This is a genomic window from Brevibacillus sp. JB24b (assembly GCF_051713385.1).
Taxonomy (GTDB): domain Bacteria; phylum Bacillota; class Bacilli; order Brevibacillales; family Brevibacillaceae; genus Brevibacillus_B; species Brevibacillus_B laterosporus.
The window spans coordinates 1,467,300-1,484,034 of record NZ_JBNVQV010000001.1; the positions used below are offsets into that span (position 1 = coordinate 1,467,300).

Annotated in this window: 17 protein-coding genes; 16 read left to right on the forward strand and 1 reads right to left on the reverse strand. The window is 42.1% G+C overall.

The window, feature by feature from the left end:
- Positions 1-94 precede the first annotated feature (94 nt).
- The 16 genes from recD2 to ACQV1I_RS07215 all read left to right on the forward strand — a co-directional run bounded on the left by recD2 (position 95) and on the right by ACQV1I_RS07215 (position 16,219).
- The gene (gene recD2, locus ACQV1I_RS07140) at positions 95-2,359 is read left to right on the forward strand and encodes an SF1B family DNA helicase RecD2 (protein WP_116333192.1); all 2,265 of its coding nucleotides are present in this window, start codon (positions 95-97) and stop codon (positions 2,357-2,359) included.
- Between the two features lie 85 nt (positions 2,360-2,444).
- A complete protein-coding gene (locus ACQV1I_RS07145; protein ID WP_116333193.1) occupies positions 2,445-2,945 on the forward strand; it encodes a PRC-barrel domain-containing protein in 501 nt (166 codons plus the stop codon).
- Positions 2,946-2,965: 20 nt separating this feature from the next.
- Positions 2,966-3,163 (forward strand): hypothetical protein, encoded by a 198-nt coding sequence (locus tag ACQV1I_RS07150; RefSeq protein WP_003345362.1) that lies wholly within the window; start codon positions 2,966-2,968, stop codon positions 3,161-3,163.
- Between the two features lie 42 nt (positions 3,164-3,205).
- Positions 3,206-3,379: a hypothetical protein gene (locus ACQV1I_RS07155; protein ID WP_197261760.1), complete on the forward strand. Its 174-nt coding sequence runs from the start codon at positions 3,206-3,208 to the stop codon at positions 3,377-3,379.
- 195 nt (positions 3,380-3,574) lie between these two features.
- Positions 3,575-4,663: an AI-2E family transporter gene (locus tag ACQV1I_RS07160; RefSeq protein ID WP_094700248.1), complete on the forward strand. Its 1,089-nt coding sequence runs from the start codon at positions 3,575-3,577 to the stop codon at positions 4,661-4,663.
- A gap of 431 nt (positions 4,664-5,094) precedes the next feature.
- The gene (gene alaS, locus ACQV1I_RS07165; protein ID WP_116333194.1) at positions 5,095-7,746 is read left to right on the forward strand and encodes an alanine--tRNA ligase; all 2,652 of its coding nucleotides are present in this window, start codon (positions 5,095-5,097) and stop codon (positions 7,744-7,746) included.
- A gap of 147 nt (positions 7,747-7,893) precedes the next feature.
- Positions 7,894-8,154, forward strand: a complete 261-nt coding sequence (locus tag ACQV1I_RS07170; RefSeq protein WP_003338316.1) for an IreB family regulatory phosphoprotein — start codon at positions 7,894-7,896, stop codon at positions 8,152-8,154.
- 17 nt (positions 8,155-8,171) lie between these two features.
- On the forward strand, positions 8,172-8,585 hold the full coding sequence (ruvX, locus tag ACQV1I_RS07175; protein WP_116333195.1) for a Holliday junction resolvase RuvX: 414 nt from the start codon (positions 8,172-8,174) through the stop codon (positions 8,583-8,585).
- Between the two features lie 5 nt (positions 8,586-8,590).
- Positions 8,591-8,887, forward strand: coding sequence for a DUF1292 domain-containing protein (locus ACQV1I_RS07180; RefSeq protein WP_018672192.1), 297 nt, complete (start codon positions 8,591-8,593; stop codon positions 8,885-8,887).
- A gap of 119 nt (positions 8,888-9,006) precedes the next feature.
- On the forward strand, positions 9,007-9,423 hold the full coding sequence (locus ACQV1I_RS07185) for an NUDIX hydrolase (RefSeq protein WP_116333196.1): 417 nt from the start codon (positions 9,007-9,009) through the stop codon (positions 9,421-9,423).
- Between the two features lie 85 nt (positions 9,424-9,508).
- On the forward strand, positions 9,509-10,615 hold the full coding sequence (mltG, locus tag ACQV1I_RS07190) for an endolytic transglycosylase MltG (RefSeq protein WP_116333197.1): 1,107 nt from the start codon (positions 9,509-9,511) through the stop codon (positions 10,613-10,615).
- 121 nt (positions 10,616-10,736) lie between these two features.
- On the forward strand, positions 10,737-11,390 hold the full coding sequence (locus tag ACQV1I_RS07195; RefSeq protein ID WP_094700253.1) for an O-methyltransferase: 654 nt from the start codon (positions 10,737-10,739) through the stop codon (positions 11,388-11,390).
- On the forward strand, positions 11,387-12,328 hold the full coding sequence (locus tag ACQV1I_RS07200; protein WP_094700254.1) for a peptidase U32 family protein: 942 nt from the start codon (positions 11,387-11,389) through the stop codon (positions 12,326-12,328). Before ACQV1I_RS07195 ends, ACQV1I_RS07200 begins: the two co-directional genes overlap by 4 nt.
- A gap of 46 nt (positions 12,329-12,374) precedes the next feature.
- Positions 12,375-13,655, forward strand: coding sequence for a peptidase U32 family protein (locus tag ACQV1I_RS07205; RefSeq protein WP_018672187.1), 1,281 nt, complete (start codon positions 12,375-12,377; stop codon positions 13,653-13,655).
- Between the two features lies 1 nt (position 13,656).
- A complete protein-coding gene (gene udk, locus ACQV1I_RS07210; RefSeq protein WP_018672186.1) occupies positions 13,657-14,298 on the forward strand; it encodes a uridine kinase in 642 nt (213 codons plus the stop codon).
- Between the two features lie 121 nt (positions 14,299-14,419).
- Positions 14,420-16,219, forward strand: a complete 1,800-nt coding sequence (locus tag ACQV1I_RS07215) for a peptidoglycan D,D-transpeptidase FtsI family protein (protein WP_094700255.1) — start codon at positions 14,420-14,422, stop codon at positions 16,217-16,219.
- Here ACQV1I_RS07215 and ACQV1I_RS07220 read toward each other — a convergent pair.
- Positions 16,182-16,655: a Mov34/MPN/PAD-1 family protein gene (locus ACQV1I_RS07220; RefSeq protein WP_094700256.1), complete on the reverse strand. Its 474-nt coding sequence runs from the start codon at positions 16,653-16,655 to the stop codon at positions 16,182-16,184. The genes ACQV1I_RS07215 and ACQV1I_RS07220 overlap by 38 nt on opposite strands.
- Positions 16,656-16,735: the final 80 nt, after the last annotated feature.

Consider the following 16,735-nt stretch of genomic DNA (forward strand, 5'->3'; position numbering starts at 1 on the left):
AGAAAATTTATCTGAAAAAAGTTCAACTAAGGCTTTGGTTGGCTCCAGAAGTCTTTCCAAAGTCAAGGTTTTTTAGAAAAGGAGGCGTACTACCGTGCAGCAACAGGCCCTCCCGTTGTTTCGTGAGACCTACATTCGAGGACAAGTAAAACACGAAATATTTTATAACGAAGAGAACTGGTATGCCATCATTCGTTTTAAAGTGGAAGAGACAACGGAACCGATTAAAGATAAAGATGTTATTGTTGTAGGGCATTTTCCGCGTCCTCACGAGGATGAAACTTATACATTTTATGGTGAGTGGAAAGATCACCCGAAATATGGAAAGCAGTATGTAGCCGAACGCTACGAACGTGAAACACCAAAAACAAAATCAGGTATTGAAAAGTATTTAGCAAGTGGACTTTTTAGTGGAATTGGTAAGAAGCTGGCAAAGCGGATAGTGGAACATTTAGGGGTCGATGCACTTACCATCATTGCTGAAAACCCTGACGATCTGGCCGCCATTCCAGGTATCTCTCCCAAACGAGCTAAGCAGATCTATGAATCAGTTCTAGAGCATCAATCATTAGAGCGTACCATGGTCTTCTTATACGAGTTTGGGATTGGTGTCCATTTAGCTTTACGTATTTATCAAGCGTATAAGCATAATACAATGACGGTATTGACAGAAACTCCATATAAGCTCATTGAAGATGTGCAGGGCATTGGTTTTAAACGTGCTGACGAAATCGCTCTGTCGACAGGAATTGCCGCATCTTCCCCGGAACGAGTGATGGCAGCGTGTCTGTATGTTTTGCAGGAAACAGGTTATAGTGAGGGACATGTTTATTTTCCTCATGAAGAATTAATGGAGCGGGCTATTTCGCTATTAACAGAATGTGGTGGGCACGTTTTTGAGGTAGAAGATGTGCAGAAATCTATTGAACAATTAGTAATAGATAACAAAGTGCATTGGGAAGAGGAGCGCGTTTACCTCCCATCCTTATTTTTTGCAGAGATTGGACTGGCCAAACGACTTCATTATTTTGCTTCAAGAGAGAATCCTGATAGCTATCCTGCTTCCGAGTTTTACCAAGCTATCGGAAAAGTGGAAGAAGAATTAGGTATTAGCTATGCTTCTAAACAACGAGAAGCAGTAGAAAAAGCAATGGATTCAGGATTAATGCTACTGACTGGGGGGCCCGGTACGGGAAAAACAACAGTCATTAGGGGAATTTGTCATGTTTTTGCTAATTTGCAGGGAATTAGTTTGGACATGAAGAAATATGACACACAAGATAATCCCTTTCCCATTTTATTGGTAGCTCCTACTGGTAGGGCAGCAAAGCGTATGTCTGAGACGACAGGATTACCAGCTATGACGATCCATCGTCTTCTAGGGTGGAAGGGAGAGAGCTTTGAGCATGATCAAGATAATCCCGTTCGCGGCAAAATGATTATTATTGATGAGATGTCAATGGTGGATGTTTGGTTAGCTAACCAATTATTCCGCTGTCTCCCTAAGGACATAAATGTTGTAATGGTAGGCGACCCTGATCAATTGCCTTCTGTAGGTCCAGGCAATGTTTTGTTTGATATGCTGGAGTCAAATGTGATCCCGGTTGTCCAGTTGACAGATATTTATCGGCAGGCAGAAGAATCTTCTATTATTCAACTGGCTCATGACATTCGAGTGGGAAAAGTACCACAAGATTTACTTACTCCAACCCAAGATCGCAGATTTTTCACAACTTCGCCACAAAATGTTGTTGATGTTGTGAAACAAATCTGCTCCAGTTCCGTAAATAAAGGATATACAGCAAAAGATATACAGGTTCTTGCCCCCGTGTACAAAGGAGTAGCCGGTGTTAACCACATCAATGAAGAGCTACAGCTTTTGTTCAACCCGCCTTCGGAACAGAAGCGAGAGGTAACATTTGGTGAAACGGTTTTTCGGGTAAAAGACAAAGTACTTCAATTGGTAAATAATGCAGAAGAACAGGTATTCAACGGAGACATGGGAGAAGTTGTTGCCATTTTTCGTCCTACAGAAAATGAGGAGAATGAAGAGCAATTGGTGGTGTCCTTTGAAGGACGAGAGGTTGTATACCGCCGTTCACAATATCACCAACTTACTCTGGCGTACTGTTGCTCGGTGCATAAATCACAGGGTAGTGAATTTCCAATTGTTATTTTACCTTTAGTACGTAACTATTATCGAATGTTACGCAGAAAATTAATTTACACGGGTGTAACACGTAGCAAGTCATTTTTGCTAATGTGTGGTGATCCAGATGCTTTTCGCATTGCGGTGCAAAATGACGAGGAAGGGATTCGTTATAGCTACTTACAAGATCGGCTACGTTTGTACGGATAAAGGAAGGTATGGTTTAGGTGGAACAGTTTAGGCAGGATATAAGAGCATCTCAACTGCAATACTAACATAACGGGAGGAGATGCCCATGAAGAGAGCATTGGACGTAGTAGGCTTACCAGTTTTGGCCATGAACAGCGGCGAAGAAATTGGGATTGTCCGAGATATCCTCTGTGATCTTCACTTGCAAGTCATTGGTCTGGTTTTGCAAGAAGCAGGCTGGTTCCAGCAGGGACGCTACATTCATTCCAACCATATCGGTACAATCGGGGACGATTTCATCATTGTAGAGGACAAGCATGTTGTGACCTCAATGCGCCATCTAGATACGAATCAAATGTTCTGCCTATTTACAGGTGAACATGCACTAAAAGGAAAACAAGTTGTAACAAAGACCGGTGCTTGGCTGGGAAAAGTGGAAGATGTTTATTTTTCTGTTGACTGGGAAAGGATGGTAGGGTACGAGTTATCGGACGGTTGGATTGCCGATATTACCGAAGGGCGCAAGCGGATTATTGCAACGACGCCTGTATCAATCGGAAACGAACACCTTATTATCCCCATGCACACCGGATTTAAGGCGCATTAGCGTTTAGGAGGTTATTATGCATGATGACTTGCCCCAATTGTTCATCAAAAGATATTGGTAAAATTGGAACGAATCAGTACTACTGCTGGAATTGCTATGTTGAGATGAGCATGTCTGGAGATCAAATTTCTTCTATTTATCAGGTGGAAGAAGACGGTTCCTTGGAATCGTTAAATGACTTGTTCCTGGATGACCAAGAACTAAGAGCACAAGCGTAACACTTCAATCTTATCCCATGAGAATCTGAAGGAGGCTGCTTAATGAGACGCGGAATTTTTCGAACTTTGATCATGAGTGGGATCGTAGCTGCTATTGGATATTTGATGAGGTCTAAGCGGAGTCAAAAATTCTTTAGTGGGTGGGGAAAAATGAAATTTTCCCAGCGAGATATGCAAAGGCTAGGTCGTGTTCTGAAGCGTTCGTTTGCACGCTAATCTTCTATTCAATCTGGAACCCACATTTGATAAGTGGCGGTAGACTTTTTACCCATAGAAAAAACAAAGCAACCTGTTTCCCTTCGTGGAACAGGTTGCTTTGTTTTTTGGATTCAAATAACTAGCTTTTCCGCATCTTTCCTCTCTTTTTCGCACATCCTACCAAAAGGAGTTTTTAGATATGGGGGATATGCCATGGAGCAACTGACAAAACAACCAACACCACAACAAAAACGTTATCGTTTTTATCATATTGCTGTATCTATTATCTTATTGCTTATTATAGCCAATCTATTCGTGTTACTTCGACCTGCATTGAAACCTCTATATTTTTTGATTGAAGAGGTGACCATTCCATTTATTGTGGGACTAATTATTGCCTATCTACTTCATCCTGTTGTTACAAGTTTAGAAAAAAGGAAGGTACCGCGCTTGACCGCTCTCCTTTTGATTTATTTGGGGTTTGTACTACTAGTGGTCATTACTGTGATGAATGCTATTCCTATTTTTACTAAACAACTGATAGAACTCTCAGACGATCTGCCACGTTTAACAAACTGGTACGAGACATGGATGCAAGAGTGGGAGGCTCATAAATACTTTTTGCCAGATAGCGTTCAGCATGGTGTAGATCGAGCTATCATTCAATCGCAGGAAAAAATGTCACGGGATATTTCTTCGTTTGTTGATGGTGCAAAAAAAACGCTTGGAAAGGTGTTGGGATATGCGGTTGTTCCTTTTATTGCTTTTTATCTACTAAAAGATATGAAAGAAATTCATCGAGGTCTTATTTTATGGGTACCTCGTAAGTTCCGCCGCCAAACACAAGTAGCGTTGCGAGATATTAATGATTCGTTGGGAAAATATATTCACGGACAAATGGTTGTGTCTCTTATAGTAGGAGTGCTGATTTTTATTGGATATTGGGCAATTAAGATGCCCTATCCTTTTGTACTAGCTTGCTTTGTGGCTTTGACCAACATTATTCCTTTTATTGGACCCTTGATTGGGGCTGTTCCGGCGTTGTTGATTGCCCTTACCATTTCTACAAAACAAGCCTTGTTTGTTATAGGGATAAACTTAGCAATACAAATCATTGAGGGTAATATCATTTCGCCAAATATTGTGGGAAAAACACTCCATCTTCATCCCCTCACGATTATTTTTGCTTTGCTTGCCGGAGAAGCGATAGCTGGAGTGGTCGGGATGATCCTGGCGATACCTGTACTTGCAGTACTGAAAGTGATTATTCAGCGCATGATTTTGATTCGAACTCAAAGTTGACATTACTTAGAAAAAAACACTATAATGACGTTGAAACGTTATTCAATGTAATCAATTATATAGCGACTAGATCGTTGATGGAACGAGTAGGTTGCACCCTTTTCAAAGAGAGGACGCTCCCCGGCTGAAAGAGCTTCCAAAAGAAGGACAACCGAAGGCTACTCCGAAGACCGGAAAAAAACCGGCGGCAGGACCCCGTTATGGTCATGAAAGCGACAGTTTCTCTCGTAGTCAAGCACGGTTCTTGTGTGTGAAGAATGAGAGTTCTGTAAGCAGGGTGGTACCGCGAGACAATAGCTCTCGTCCCTGAGGGGATGAGGGCTTTTTTTATTTGTCTGAAGTCAGCAAATGCATACAAAAACGATGGTGGGCCGAGTAAATAACAGAAGTAGGTCATTACCTCGTGTTGAAAAATAAAGGAGGCAAACAGCATGAAGAAGTTGACAGGTAATCAGGTTCGTCAAATGTATTTGGATTTCTTTGTGAGTAAAGGACATCGTATTGAACCAAGTGCATCTTTGGTACCGGTGGATGACCCATCTTTGTTGTGGATTAACAGTGGGGTAGCTACGCTAAAGAAATATTTTGATGGCCGTATTATTCCTGATAACCCACGCATAACAAATGCACAAAAATCCATTCGTACAAACGATATTGAAAACGTAGGACGTACAGCACGTCATCATACCTTCTTTGAAATGCTAGGTAATTTCTCCATTGGGGATTATTTCAAAGTTGAATCCATTCATTGGGCGTGGGAGTTCTTGACAAGTCCTGAATGGATTGGTTTTGACCCAGAGAAATTGTCTGTTACAATCCATCCTGAAGATGATGAAGCATTTGAGATTTGGAATAAAGAAATTGGTGTACCAGAAGAGCGTATCATTCGTTTAGAGGGTAACTTCTGGGATATCGGAGAAGGTCCGAGCGGTCCTAACACTGAGATTTTCTATGATCGCGGTGAATCATTTGGTAATGACCCAAGCGATCCAGAATTGTATCCAGGTGGAGAGAATGAGCGTTATTTGGAAGTATGGAATCTAGTATTCTCCCAATTTAATCATAATCCTGATGGTACTTATACCCCATTACCTAAGAAAAATATTGATACAGGTATGGGCTTGGAGCGCATGGTTTCTGTCATCCAAAATGTAGATAACAACTATGAAACAGACCTGTTGTTCCCGCTAATCGAACAGACTAGCAAAATTTCAGGTGTGTCTTATAAAACCAATGATGAGTTGGATGTAGCGTTAAAAGTAATTGCAGATCATGTGCGTACGGTTACTTTTGCTATTGGAGATGGGGCCCTACCATCTAATGAAGGTCGTGGTTATGTATTACGTCGTCTGCTTCGCCGTGCTGTACGTATGGGTAAAATGCTAGGCATTCAGAAGCCGTTCTTGTACACACTGACCAAAACAGTTGGCGATATGATGGGAGAGTTTTACCCAGAAGTGGTACAAAAACGTGACTTTATCGAACGTGTAATTCGTGCTGAGGAAGAACGTTTCCATGAAACATTGGAAGAAGGTCTGTCCATTTTAGAAGGTATGGTAAAAGTAACAAAGGCATCTGGTGGCAACCAGCTAAGTGGTCCGGATACCTTCAAGTTGTATGACACATATGGCTTCCCGATTGACTTGACAGAGGATTTTGCTATGGAGCATGGTCTATCTGTTGACCGCGATGGTTTCGAACAAGCAATGGAAGAGCAACGTGAACGCGCTCGAGCTGCTCGTCAAGATGTAGACAGCATGCAGACGCAAGGTGGAGCATTGTCGGAATTAACAGTAGCAAGTGAATTTATCGGTTATACAACATTGTTTGCGGATGCTAAAGTAGAGGCCATTATTGTTAATAATCAACTTGTAAACGAAGCTCAAGAGGGTGTTACCTGCCAAGTGGTCCTAGATCGCACACCTTTCTACGCTGAGAGTGGCGGGCAGATTAATGACGAGGGTACTTTGACTGCAGATACTGTGAAAGCACGCGTATTAGATGTACAAAAAGGGCCTCATGGTCAAAATGTACATCAAGTACTAATTGAAGCGGGTACATTGCATGTAGGTGATCAGGTTGCGGCTGAGGTAGACCAACAAGGACGTAACGCTACGATTAAAAACCATACAGCCACGCACTTGTTGCATCAAGCTCTAAAAGACGTTCTAGGAACACATGTAAATCAAGCAGGTTCTTTGGTATCTCCTGAGCGACTTCGCTTTGACTTTACACATATTAGTTCCATTACAGCAGAAGAGCTTGAGCGTATCGAACAAATCGTGAATGAACAAATTTGGAGTAATTTACCTGTTAACATTACGAACATGAAGATTGCTGAGGCAAAAGAAATGGGCGCGATGGCACTATTCGGCGAGAAGTATGGGGACGTTGTGCGTGTAGTTAATGTTGAAGGCTATAGCATCGAGCTGTGCGGTGGTTGCCATGTAGGGAACACAGCTGAGATCGGTCTATTTAAAATTTTGAGCGAGAGCGGTATCGGTGCCGGTACACGCCGTATTGAAGCAGTGACAGGTCGCGGTGCTTATCAGTATTTAAATCAACAGTTAACTACACTTAAAGAAGTGGCACAAGCGGTCAAATCGCCACAGTTGCATGAGACTCCTACTCGTGTAGAGGGCGTGTTGGCTCAATTAAAAGAGACACAACGCGAAGCTGAATCACTACGTACGAAATTGGGTAATATTGAGGCAGGGACTCTCACGGATCAGGTGCAAGAAATCAATGGTGTAAAACTCTTGGCTACTCAAGTATCCGCAACGGATATGGATAACCTACGTGGTATGGTGGATGAGCTGAAAAATAAATTAGGCTCTGCAATTATTGTCCTTGGTTCTGTAGAAGGCGATAAGGTAAACATTGTAGCTGGTGTAACCAAAGACCTGATGGGCCAAGGATTCCATGCTGGTAAAATTGTCAAGGAAGTCGCTACCCGTTGTGGCGGTGGCGGTGGTGGTCGCCCTGATATGGCACAGGCTGGTGGGAAGGAACCTGCTAAATTAGGCGAAGCACTTTCTATTGTTGCAAGTGTAGTAGAAGGACAAGCGGTTGCAAATCAATAGGTAAAACGTCTACAATATAGAGTAACAAGGTGAACTGGATTCATTCGCTGTGCGGGTGAATCCTTTGCCTTTCGGATAAACCCTAAAAATGAGTTACTCATTATGCTTATAATAGGCTCATTTTTAAATAAAGCGAGGTGTTAGGCTATGTCTATGGACAATACCATGAAGTTTAGCGCTCCAAAGGAAGCAAGTGAAGCTGAAGTACGTGCTACTTTGGAAGAAGTATATAGCGCTCTACAAGAAAAAGGCTATAATCCAATTACGCAGATTGTAGGATATCTATTATCAGGAGATCCTGCATTTATTCCTCGCCATAACAATGCTCGCAGTTTAATTGGTAAAATTGAACGCGACAAGCTAATTGAAGAAATGGTGAAAGCTTACTTGTCACCAAAAGGTTCATAACTTCATAGGAGATAATTATGCGAATACTTGGATTGGATTTGGGTGAAAAGACCATAGGCGTCGCTGTAAGCGACGAGTTAGGTTGGACCGCTCAAGGAATCGAAACGATTAGACGCTCGTCCAAAGAAAATGATTTTGGGCGTATCGAAGAATGGATTGCGACGTACCAAGTACAAGCAATGGTGGTTGGTCTGCCGAAGAATATGAACGGCACGATTGGCCCCAAGGGTGAATACTGTCAAGCTTTTGCTGAGCAACTGAAGGAGCGGACAGGGTTACCCGTTCATCTCTGGGATGAGCGATTGACGACGATGGCAGCGGAGAAAATGTTAATCTCGGCTGATGTGAGTCGCCAAAAGCGAAAGAAAGTGATTGATAAAATGGCAGCCGTACTCATCCTTCAGGGGTATTTGGATGCTAATTCGAGGTGAAAACAATGAGTGAAGACATGAAAAATGACTATGAAGTAGGCGACGTGATCGCATTGGTGGAGGAAGGGGAAGACGATTCGGCTACCCGTGATTTCCGCATCATGTACATCCTAGAAGTGGAAGATCGCAATTATCTAGTTTTAGTTCCAGTTGATCAGGAAGATAACGAAGAGTATGAAGTTCACTTCTTGCGTTATGATGGAAGCGACATTCTTGAGCCTATTGAAGATGATGCTGAATGGGACGCTGTAGAAGCTACCTTTGAAACATTGATCGACGAATTGGAAAGCGAAGAGAGCTAGTATTTGATCACGTAGGAAGAACAGAGCATGGGTCAACTGGAGAAAAGGGCATCACAAGGATGATGACTTTTCTTCAGTAGCTCATGCTTTTTTTAAATCAAGGATGGAAGAGGGAGCTTATGGCGACGAAAATGGTAAGTACGGTAATAGTACAAGAAGATCAATTTTTACTGATTCGAGAAGAAAGCAAAGAATGCGGAGGTTTATGGAATATCCCATCAGGAGTAGTACAAGCAGGAGAAAAAATTATGGATGCTGCTGTGCGCGAAGTATCTGAAAAAACGGCTCTACAAGTAGATTTAATCGGTCTAGCAGGTATCTATCAATTTGTAGATGCAACGAAAGAACAAGTGGTGTGCAATGTTTTTACAGCGACTGTGAGTGGAGGTAGCATTCAGATAGATGGAACAAAAATCATCGAAGCAAGATGGTTTCGTTTAACAGAGATTGAGCAGTTGGATGATGACACTCTTTGTCAAGCCCATTTAGTAAGGCGAGTTTTTGAAGATATAAAAAATAATGGAAAAAACGGATAGACAAACAACAAGAATCGTTATCAAAACGTGCAAGATATACGATCTTTTTGTATAATGAATGGCGATGTAATGTGAGGAGGAGTGTGTGAGTTTGGCAAAAGATAGTGAAGAAAGACAGGATTTGCTAAGGAATCAATCCCGATCGCGAAAGAAACAAAGCGGTGGGTTTATAGTAAAAGGCTTGCTATGGTTCACATTGCTTGTCCTAATAGTAGGCGGCGTGGGGACCTCTTATGTATATCAACAGTTGCAACCAAATGCCATTACAGCTACTACCGAAGTAGATATCCCTCCAGGTTCTAGCGTCAAGCAAATAGCTACACTGCTAGAGAAGAATGGTATTATTAAAAATGCCACTTTATTCTCGTATTATGTTCGCTATCAAGGAGTAGCTGGTGATCTGAAAGCAGGAACCTATCAAATTGATCAACAAGTAACCATCGAACAATTGATCAATATGTTGAGCGAGGGAACTCAAGCAGAAGTGGCTCGCTTTACCATACCAGAGGGCTGGAACGTAAGCCAGATTGCAGATGCGCTTGCTAAAAAAGGGTTAATTGAGAAAGATATTTTTATACATGAAATAAACGAGGGAGATTTCCCTGAATTTCCGTTTGTCTCGTCTATTCCCAAGAAAGAAGGGCGAAAATATCGGTTAGAGGGATATTTGTTTCCAGAAACCTATGAGGTTCGTAAGGGAGCAAGTGAGCATGAGATTATCGCCAAAATGCTGGGACAGTTTCAAAAAGAGTGGAAGCCAGAATGGACCGAACAAATAAAGAAGCACAAGTTAACAATAGATGAAGCGGTTAATTTGGCTGCAATTGTAGAACGTGAAGTGGTGGTGGACCACGAACGGTCAATTGTAGCTGGAATTTTTTATAACCGAATACGTGATAGCTGGAAATTACAATCATGTGCCACTGTACAGTTCGTCTTAGGTAAGCAACGTGATCGCATTACATTTGAAGATTTAAAGATAGCTAGTCCATATAACACCTATATTCATGAGGGACTGCCTCCTGGACCGATTGCGAGTCCTGGTAGAGCGTCGCTTGAGTCGGTCGTGAATCCACAAAAAAACGAATACTTCTTCTTTGTGACGAAAAAGGACGGGACACAGGAGCATTACTTCTCCAAGACATTTGCAGAGCATGTTTCTAAAAATGCTCAAAGTCAAGGAAGTTGGTAACAAAACGATAGTGGCTGTTTTGGTGAAATGTGTTATAATAGAACGGTTGTGAATTAGCTTATGACAGATTCTATACCAAAATGTATACTATCTGGTTGAAAGAGAACGGGGGACCTTCCACATGATTACGAACCCTGCGATAGATAATTATTTAAAAGATCTTATTCCACAGCGCTCCCCGCTATTAACGCGACTAGAGCAGGAGGCACATGAAGAGAATATCCCTATCATTCAGTTGACTGGGGCACAATTCTTACGTACCTTACTGTTAATCAAAAGACCCAAAAGCATCTTGGAAGTAGGTACAGCCATTGGTTACTCAACAACCTGGTTGGCTGAGGCTGCTCCTACGGCAAAAATAGTAACAATGGAACTAGACGAAGAGCGAATCACCCGCGCACGTGCTACGTTTAAAGAAGCTGGCCTAGAAGATCGAATTGAACTGATAGAGGGCGACGCGACAAAGGGTTTAGCAGGTTCATATGAGTTTGATTGTTTGTTTATTGACGCTGCTAAGGGACAATATCTCACCTTTTTACAATTATACCTTCCTTTGTTAAAAGAAGGGGGTCTAGTAATTACGGACAATGTCTTATACCGTGGTCTTGTTACTGATCCGCAAGCGGCAGGAAAACGGCAAAAGAAAATGGTCGAGAAGATTGATGGATTTAACAAGCATCTAATGGGACACCCCCAACTAGAAACATCCATTGTACCTATAGGGGATGGGATTGCGATTAGTGTAAAGCAGACGAGAGGAGAGGGCAGTGCGTGAAAAAGCCTGAACTATTGGTTGCGGTAAAAAAATTAGCTGATGTTCTGCCGTTAATTGAGGCTGGTGCGGATGCTCTAAGCATTGGAGAAGCACGCTATGGACTACGCAATGCAGGAGATTTTACCGTTGAAGAAATAGACGAAGCGATTCGCTTGGCACATAGTAAGGGTGCTAAGGTGTACATCAATATAAATTCGTTATTGCACAATGAAGAATTAGATGGATTAGACGATTTTCTCATTCATTTGGAAACAGTGGGAGCAGATGCTGTAGTATTTGGTGATCCGGCTGTGTTGGTAGCTGCTAAACAAGTGGCTTCCAAGCTAAAGCTACACTGGAGTATGGAAATGCTATCCACAAGTTACGATACAATTAATTATTGGGCAGAAAAAGGGGCAAGCCGTGCTGTATTGGCACGTGAATTGACCATAGATGAGACCCTTGAAAATCAACAAGAAGCAAAATGCGAGATTCAAACGCAAGTACATGGTCCAACTTGCATTTTCCAATCCAAACGTGATCTTGTATCGGCTTATTTTGGTCATCAGGGACGTGATATGGAACAGGAAGATACCAGTATGGATCGCGGCATGTACGTGAAGGAAGAAAAACGCCGCAATATTAGCTATCCTGTATATGAAGATCTCCATGGAACTCATATTATCAGTGCGGAAGATATCTGTATGATTGATGGTCTTGAGGATTTTGTGAATGGTGAATTGGACAGTTTGAAAATCGAAGGATTGCTGCATACCTCTGAGTATTTAATTGCAGTGACCAAGCTATATCGTGAAGCTCTAGATTTGTGCGTATCTGATGTAGAACAATATCGTGATAAAGCAGCTGAGTTTCTTGAGAAAATCGAAGCCCTGCAACCAAAAAATCGACCTTTGAACACTGGATTTTATTATAAACCACCAATTCCTTACCATGCATAAACGGGTAAAGAAGACTTGCGTAAATTGAAATGAGAGGTGAATCATCTTGAGCACGATTATAACCCCAAATCAAACAGGATTAAAATCGGTGATTGCTAAGCCTGAGTTACTAGCTCCAGCAGGTAACCTAGAAAAATTACAGTTTGCAATTCGTTATGGAGCAGACGCCGTATATATCGGTGGTCAAGTGTACAGCTTGCGTGCCAATGCTGATAACTTCTCCTATGATGAAATGCGTGAAGGGGTTAAATTTGCCCATGCTCACGGAGCTAAAGTGTTTGTAGCGACCAATATTATTGCCCACAACGAAGATTTAGGTGGCATGGCGGAGTATTATCAAGAACTACAAAATATTGGCATTGATGCTGTTATTGTAGCAGACCCTGCATTGATTCAGGCATGTAAGAAGGCGGCTCCAAAAATTGAAGTGCATTTGAGCACTCAGGCTTCTACAACGAACTGGCGTTCCGTTCAGTTCTGGAAAGATGAAGGAATTTCTCGTGTCGTTCTAGCACGTGAAGTTTCCATGAAAGAAATTTATGATATAAAATCTCATGTTGATGTAGAAATTGAAGCGTTTATTCACGGCGCGATGTGTATTGCTTATTCCGGTCGATGTGTATTGTCTAATCATATGGCGATGCGTGATTCTAACCGTGGAGGGTGTGCACAATCCTGTCGTTGGAAATATGATCTATTTGAAGATGGATTTAACTTTGAAGAGGCAGAGAAAAACGGTGCCAAGACATTGTTTGCTGAAGGAGACGAGCAATATACGATGTCTCCCAAGGATTTAAGCATGTTACCATATATTGCAGATATGATTGACGCAGGTGTCGATTCCCTAAAAGTGGAAGGCCGGATGAAGTCTATCCATTATGTAGCAACCGTTTCTCGTGCTTATCGCATGGCGATTGATTCTTACTTTGAAAATCCGAAAAACTTCAAGATCAAACAAGAATGGATCGACGAAGTGTACAAGGCTGCGCCACGTACGCTGTCTACTGGATTCTTTTACGGAAGCCCAAGCACACAAGAACAAATCTTTGGTGAACCAGATCATCCGATCCCTTACGATTTTGCCGGATTGGTTATGGACTATGATCCTGCTACAAGTATTGCAACTGTTCAAGTGCGCAACCACTTTAAAGTGGGCTCGAAGGTAGAATTCTTTGGACCAGATACATTCTTTGCACAACAAGTAGAACAAATTTGGCACCATGTCACTGATGAAACATTAGATGCAGCACGTCATCCAATGTCATTGGTCAAAATGAAGGTAAACCAACCGGTGAAACCTTATGACATGATGAGGAAGGAGCTATAGAATGGGTCGCCCCGTACTGATTGGGGTAGCCGGGGGAAGCGGGTCCGGTAAAACCACCGTTGCAAGAGAATTATACCGCCAGTTTAAAGACGAGAGTGTCTTGATGATTGAGCAGGATTCTTATTATAAGGATCAAAGCTACATGACAATGGATGAGCGTGTAAAAACAAATTACGACCATCCTTTTGCTTTTGATAATGATCTATTGCTAACACACCTCCATGAGCTACTCAACTATCGAGCAATCGAAAAACCGCAATATGATTTTAAGGAGCATACTAGAGCGGCAATGACGGTTAATGTCCAGCCAGCCGATGTTATTATCCTTGAAGGTATGTTGATCTTAGAAGACCAACGTATTCGCGACATGATGGATATTAAGGTGTTTGTTGATACAGACGCCGACGTTCGTATCGTGAGGCGTATTCAGCGTGATATTGAGGAGCGCGGACGCAGTTTAGACAGTGTTGTTCAACAGTACTTAAATGTTGTTCGTCCCATGCATTTGCAATTTATCGAACCCACAAAGCGCTATGCAAATATCATTATTCCAGAGGGTGGCTATAACAAGGTAGCACTTGATCTGCTCTCCACAAAAATACACAACATCTTACATGATAAGAACCAATGTTTTTTTGAATAGACATAGCTAATAAATGATTACAAAAGACTCATACCAGCTTACATGGTGTGGGTCTTTTTGGTTTGAAAAGGTGGCTAGAGGGAAATACTGGGGAGAAACAGTGAAGGAGGTGAGAAAGAAAATGGATCTGCAAGCGCTTAATAAGCGGAGAAGCTTTCTTATCCTACTAATTATCAGTTTACTGTTCGGGGGATTATTAGTGAGGCTTTGGTGGATTCAGGTAGCAGCAGCCCATTCTTTTTCCCCTCATAATATTGATTTGGTTAAAGCGGCGGTTCGGCAAAGACAGCAGGCCATTACATTAAATAGTGGACGAGGTGAAATCACAGATCGTCATGGAGAACCGCTTACGGGAGTAGAAAAAAATGCACTCATTATTTTTCCATTGGCTCGTGGTAATACAGAGGTAAATGAGAAGATCAGAAAAGTAGCGGAGATTGTGCAAAGTAGGGAGTCTGAAATCATGAAAATGATTCAGAAAGGAAAAAACCCGGCACCTTTGCGTGACTTCGCTGGAAATATCATTGAATTAAATGAAAAACAGATGAAGCAAATTAATGATTTAAAAATCCCAGGCATCTTATCTGTAGCAATGACGGAACGGTATGCTCCAACAGGTATTGCTAAACAAGTGATCGGGTATGTAAGTCAAAATCCTGAGCGAATTGCGCAATTATATGCAGATGATTTACGAAATGGAAAAATGATGGCCGATACCCCGATTGGATCTTCTGGACTAGAACGAACGTTTGATCGTTTTTTGCAAGGAATGCAACCATCTATCCTTTCTTATTATGTAGATGGTCAAGGAAATCCCTTAAGTGGATTGGATACAAGATTTTCTATAGAGGATAATGCCTTTTATCCATTGACCGTGAAAACAACAGTGGATCACCAAATCCAATCATATATGGAACAAGCAATGGATATGGCGGGAATAGAAGATGGGGCGGTCGTGGTGCTTGATGTGAAAAATAGTGATATCCTGGCAATGGCTTCTCGTCCAAAATTTGACCCAACGAAGGTGAATGTGGAAGAAGGGAAATGGAAAAATCAAGCATTAATTCAGATTTCACCAGGATCGGTTTATAAAACAGTCGTAGCTGCCGCTGCACTAGAGGATGGGGTTGTATCTCCTAGAGAAACCTTTACCTGTGAAGGCAGCTATGGAAAATATGGATTCTCCTGCTGGAAAAAAGAAGGTCATGGACACTTAACTATGCTGGAAGCCTTTGCGGAGTCATGTAATATTACTTTTGCTGAGATCGCCAAGCGTTTAGGTGGAGAACGAATTTTGAAACAAGCGGAGAAAATGGGGCTAGCCAACCAAGTTGGGTGGCAGGTTGACCAATTATATAAAATGGAAAATTTTAAGCAGCTAGATGGAGAAGAGAAAGGTCAAGTGTTTGCTAAAGGAGTATCGCCAAATGATGAGGGTGTTCTCATTCAGACAGCGATTGGTCAGCGCGATGTACAGGTTTCTCCTCTACAGACAGCAAATATGATGGCTATGATTGCTAGAGGTGGTAAAGCAAAGGAAGCTCGCCTCGTCTCAGAAATTGAATACCGGAATGGAAGTCGCTTTTATGAGTTTCCGGAGAATGAGCTAGCTGGGGTAGGAGTGGACAAGGTTACTTCTCAAAAGCTTTCGCGTTTTCTACAACAGGTTGTCCGAGAAGGTACGGGCAGCTCCTTGAAAGACCTGCCGTTATCTGTCGCTGGTAAAAGCGGAACCGCACAGGTCTTATATAAAGGAGAGCCTAAGGTGCATCAGTGGTTTGCTGGATTTGCTCCCGCTAATAGTCCTCGATACGCTATTGTAGTGGTAGCTAAAAACCAACAGATATCAGCGGCGAGCAAAGCGACTCAAGCATTTAAATTAGCTATCGAGCGGCTTGCGACGTTTGAACTTCGATCTTAGAAAAAGAACGAATTCCTCTGTCTAAGAAATAAGCGCGAGCCATTAGCTGTTCCTGTCGGTTTAATCCGACGATCAACATGATAGGGGAATTGGAACGATATTCATTTTTATTGCTTTTTTGAACGAACGTATTTTTGTCGGTTCGACTAGGCGTAAGACGCGGCATTGTATGACTGTGCCAATCGCCAATGTACTGTATTTTACTATTTGGTCGTGTTTTACGCCTAATGATACGGCGAAGATAAGGATCATCAAATAAAATGGAATGTTCCATCCGTAATGCATTAGGACCAGGCTCACTAGCAAATGTAATAATCCAACTAGTAGCATCTTGCTGATAACCTAAAAGAACCCCACCTGTTTCCAAATCAGGATATTCTCCAACCGCTCTTTGAATCTGGGACCATGCGGTTTCTGTAAGATATAAGGTTGACATCCCAAGACCTCCTTTCCAAAAATGACGGAAGTGATAACTATCTTGCCAGTATATGTGAGAAGATGGGAGGACGTGTATTG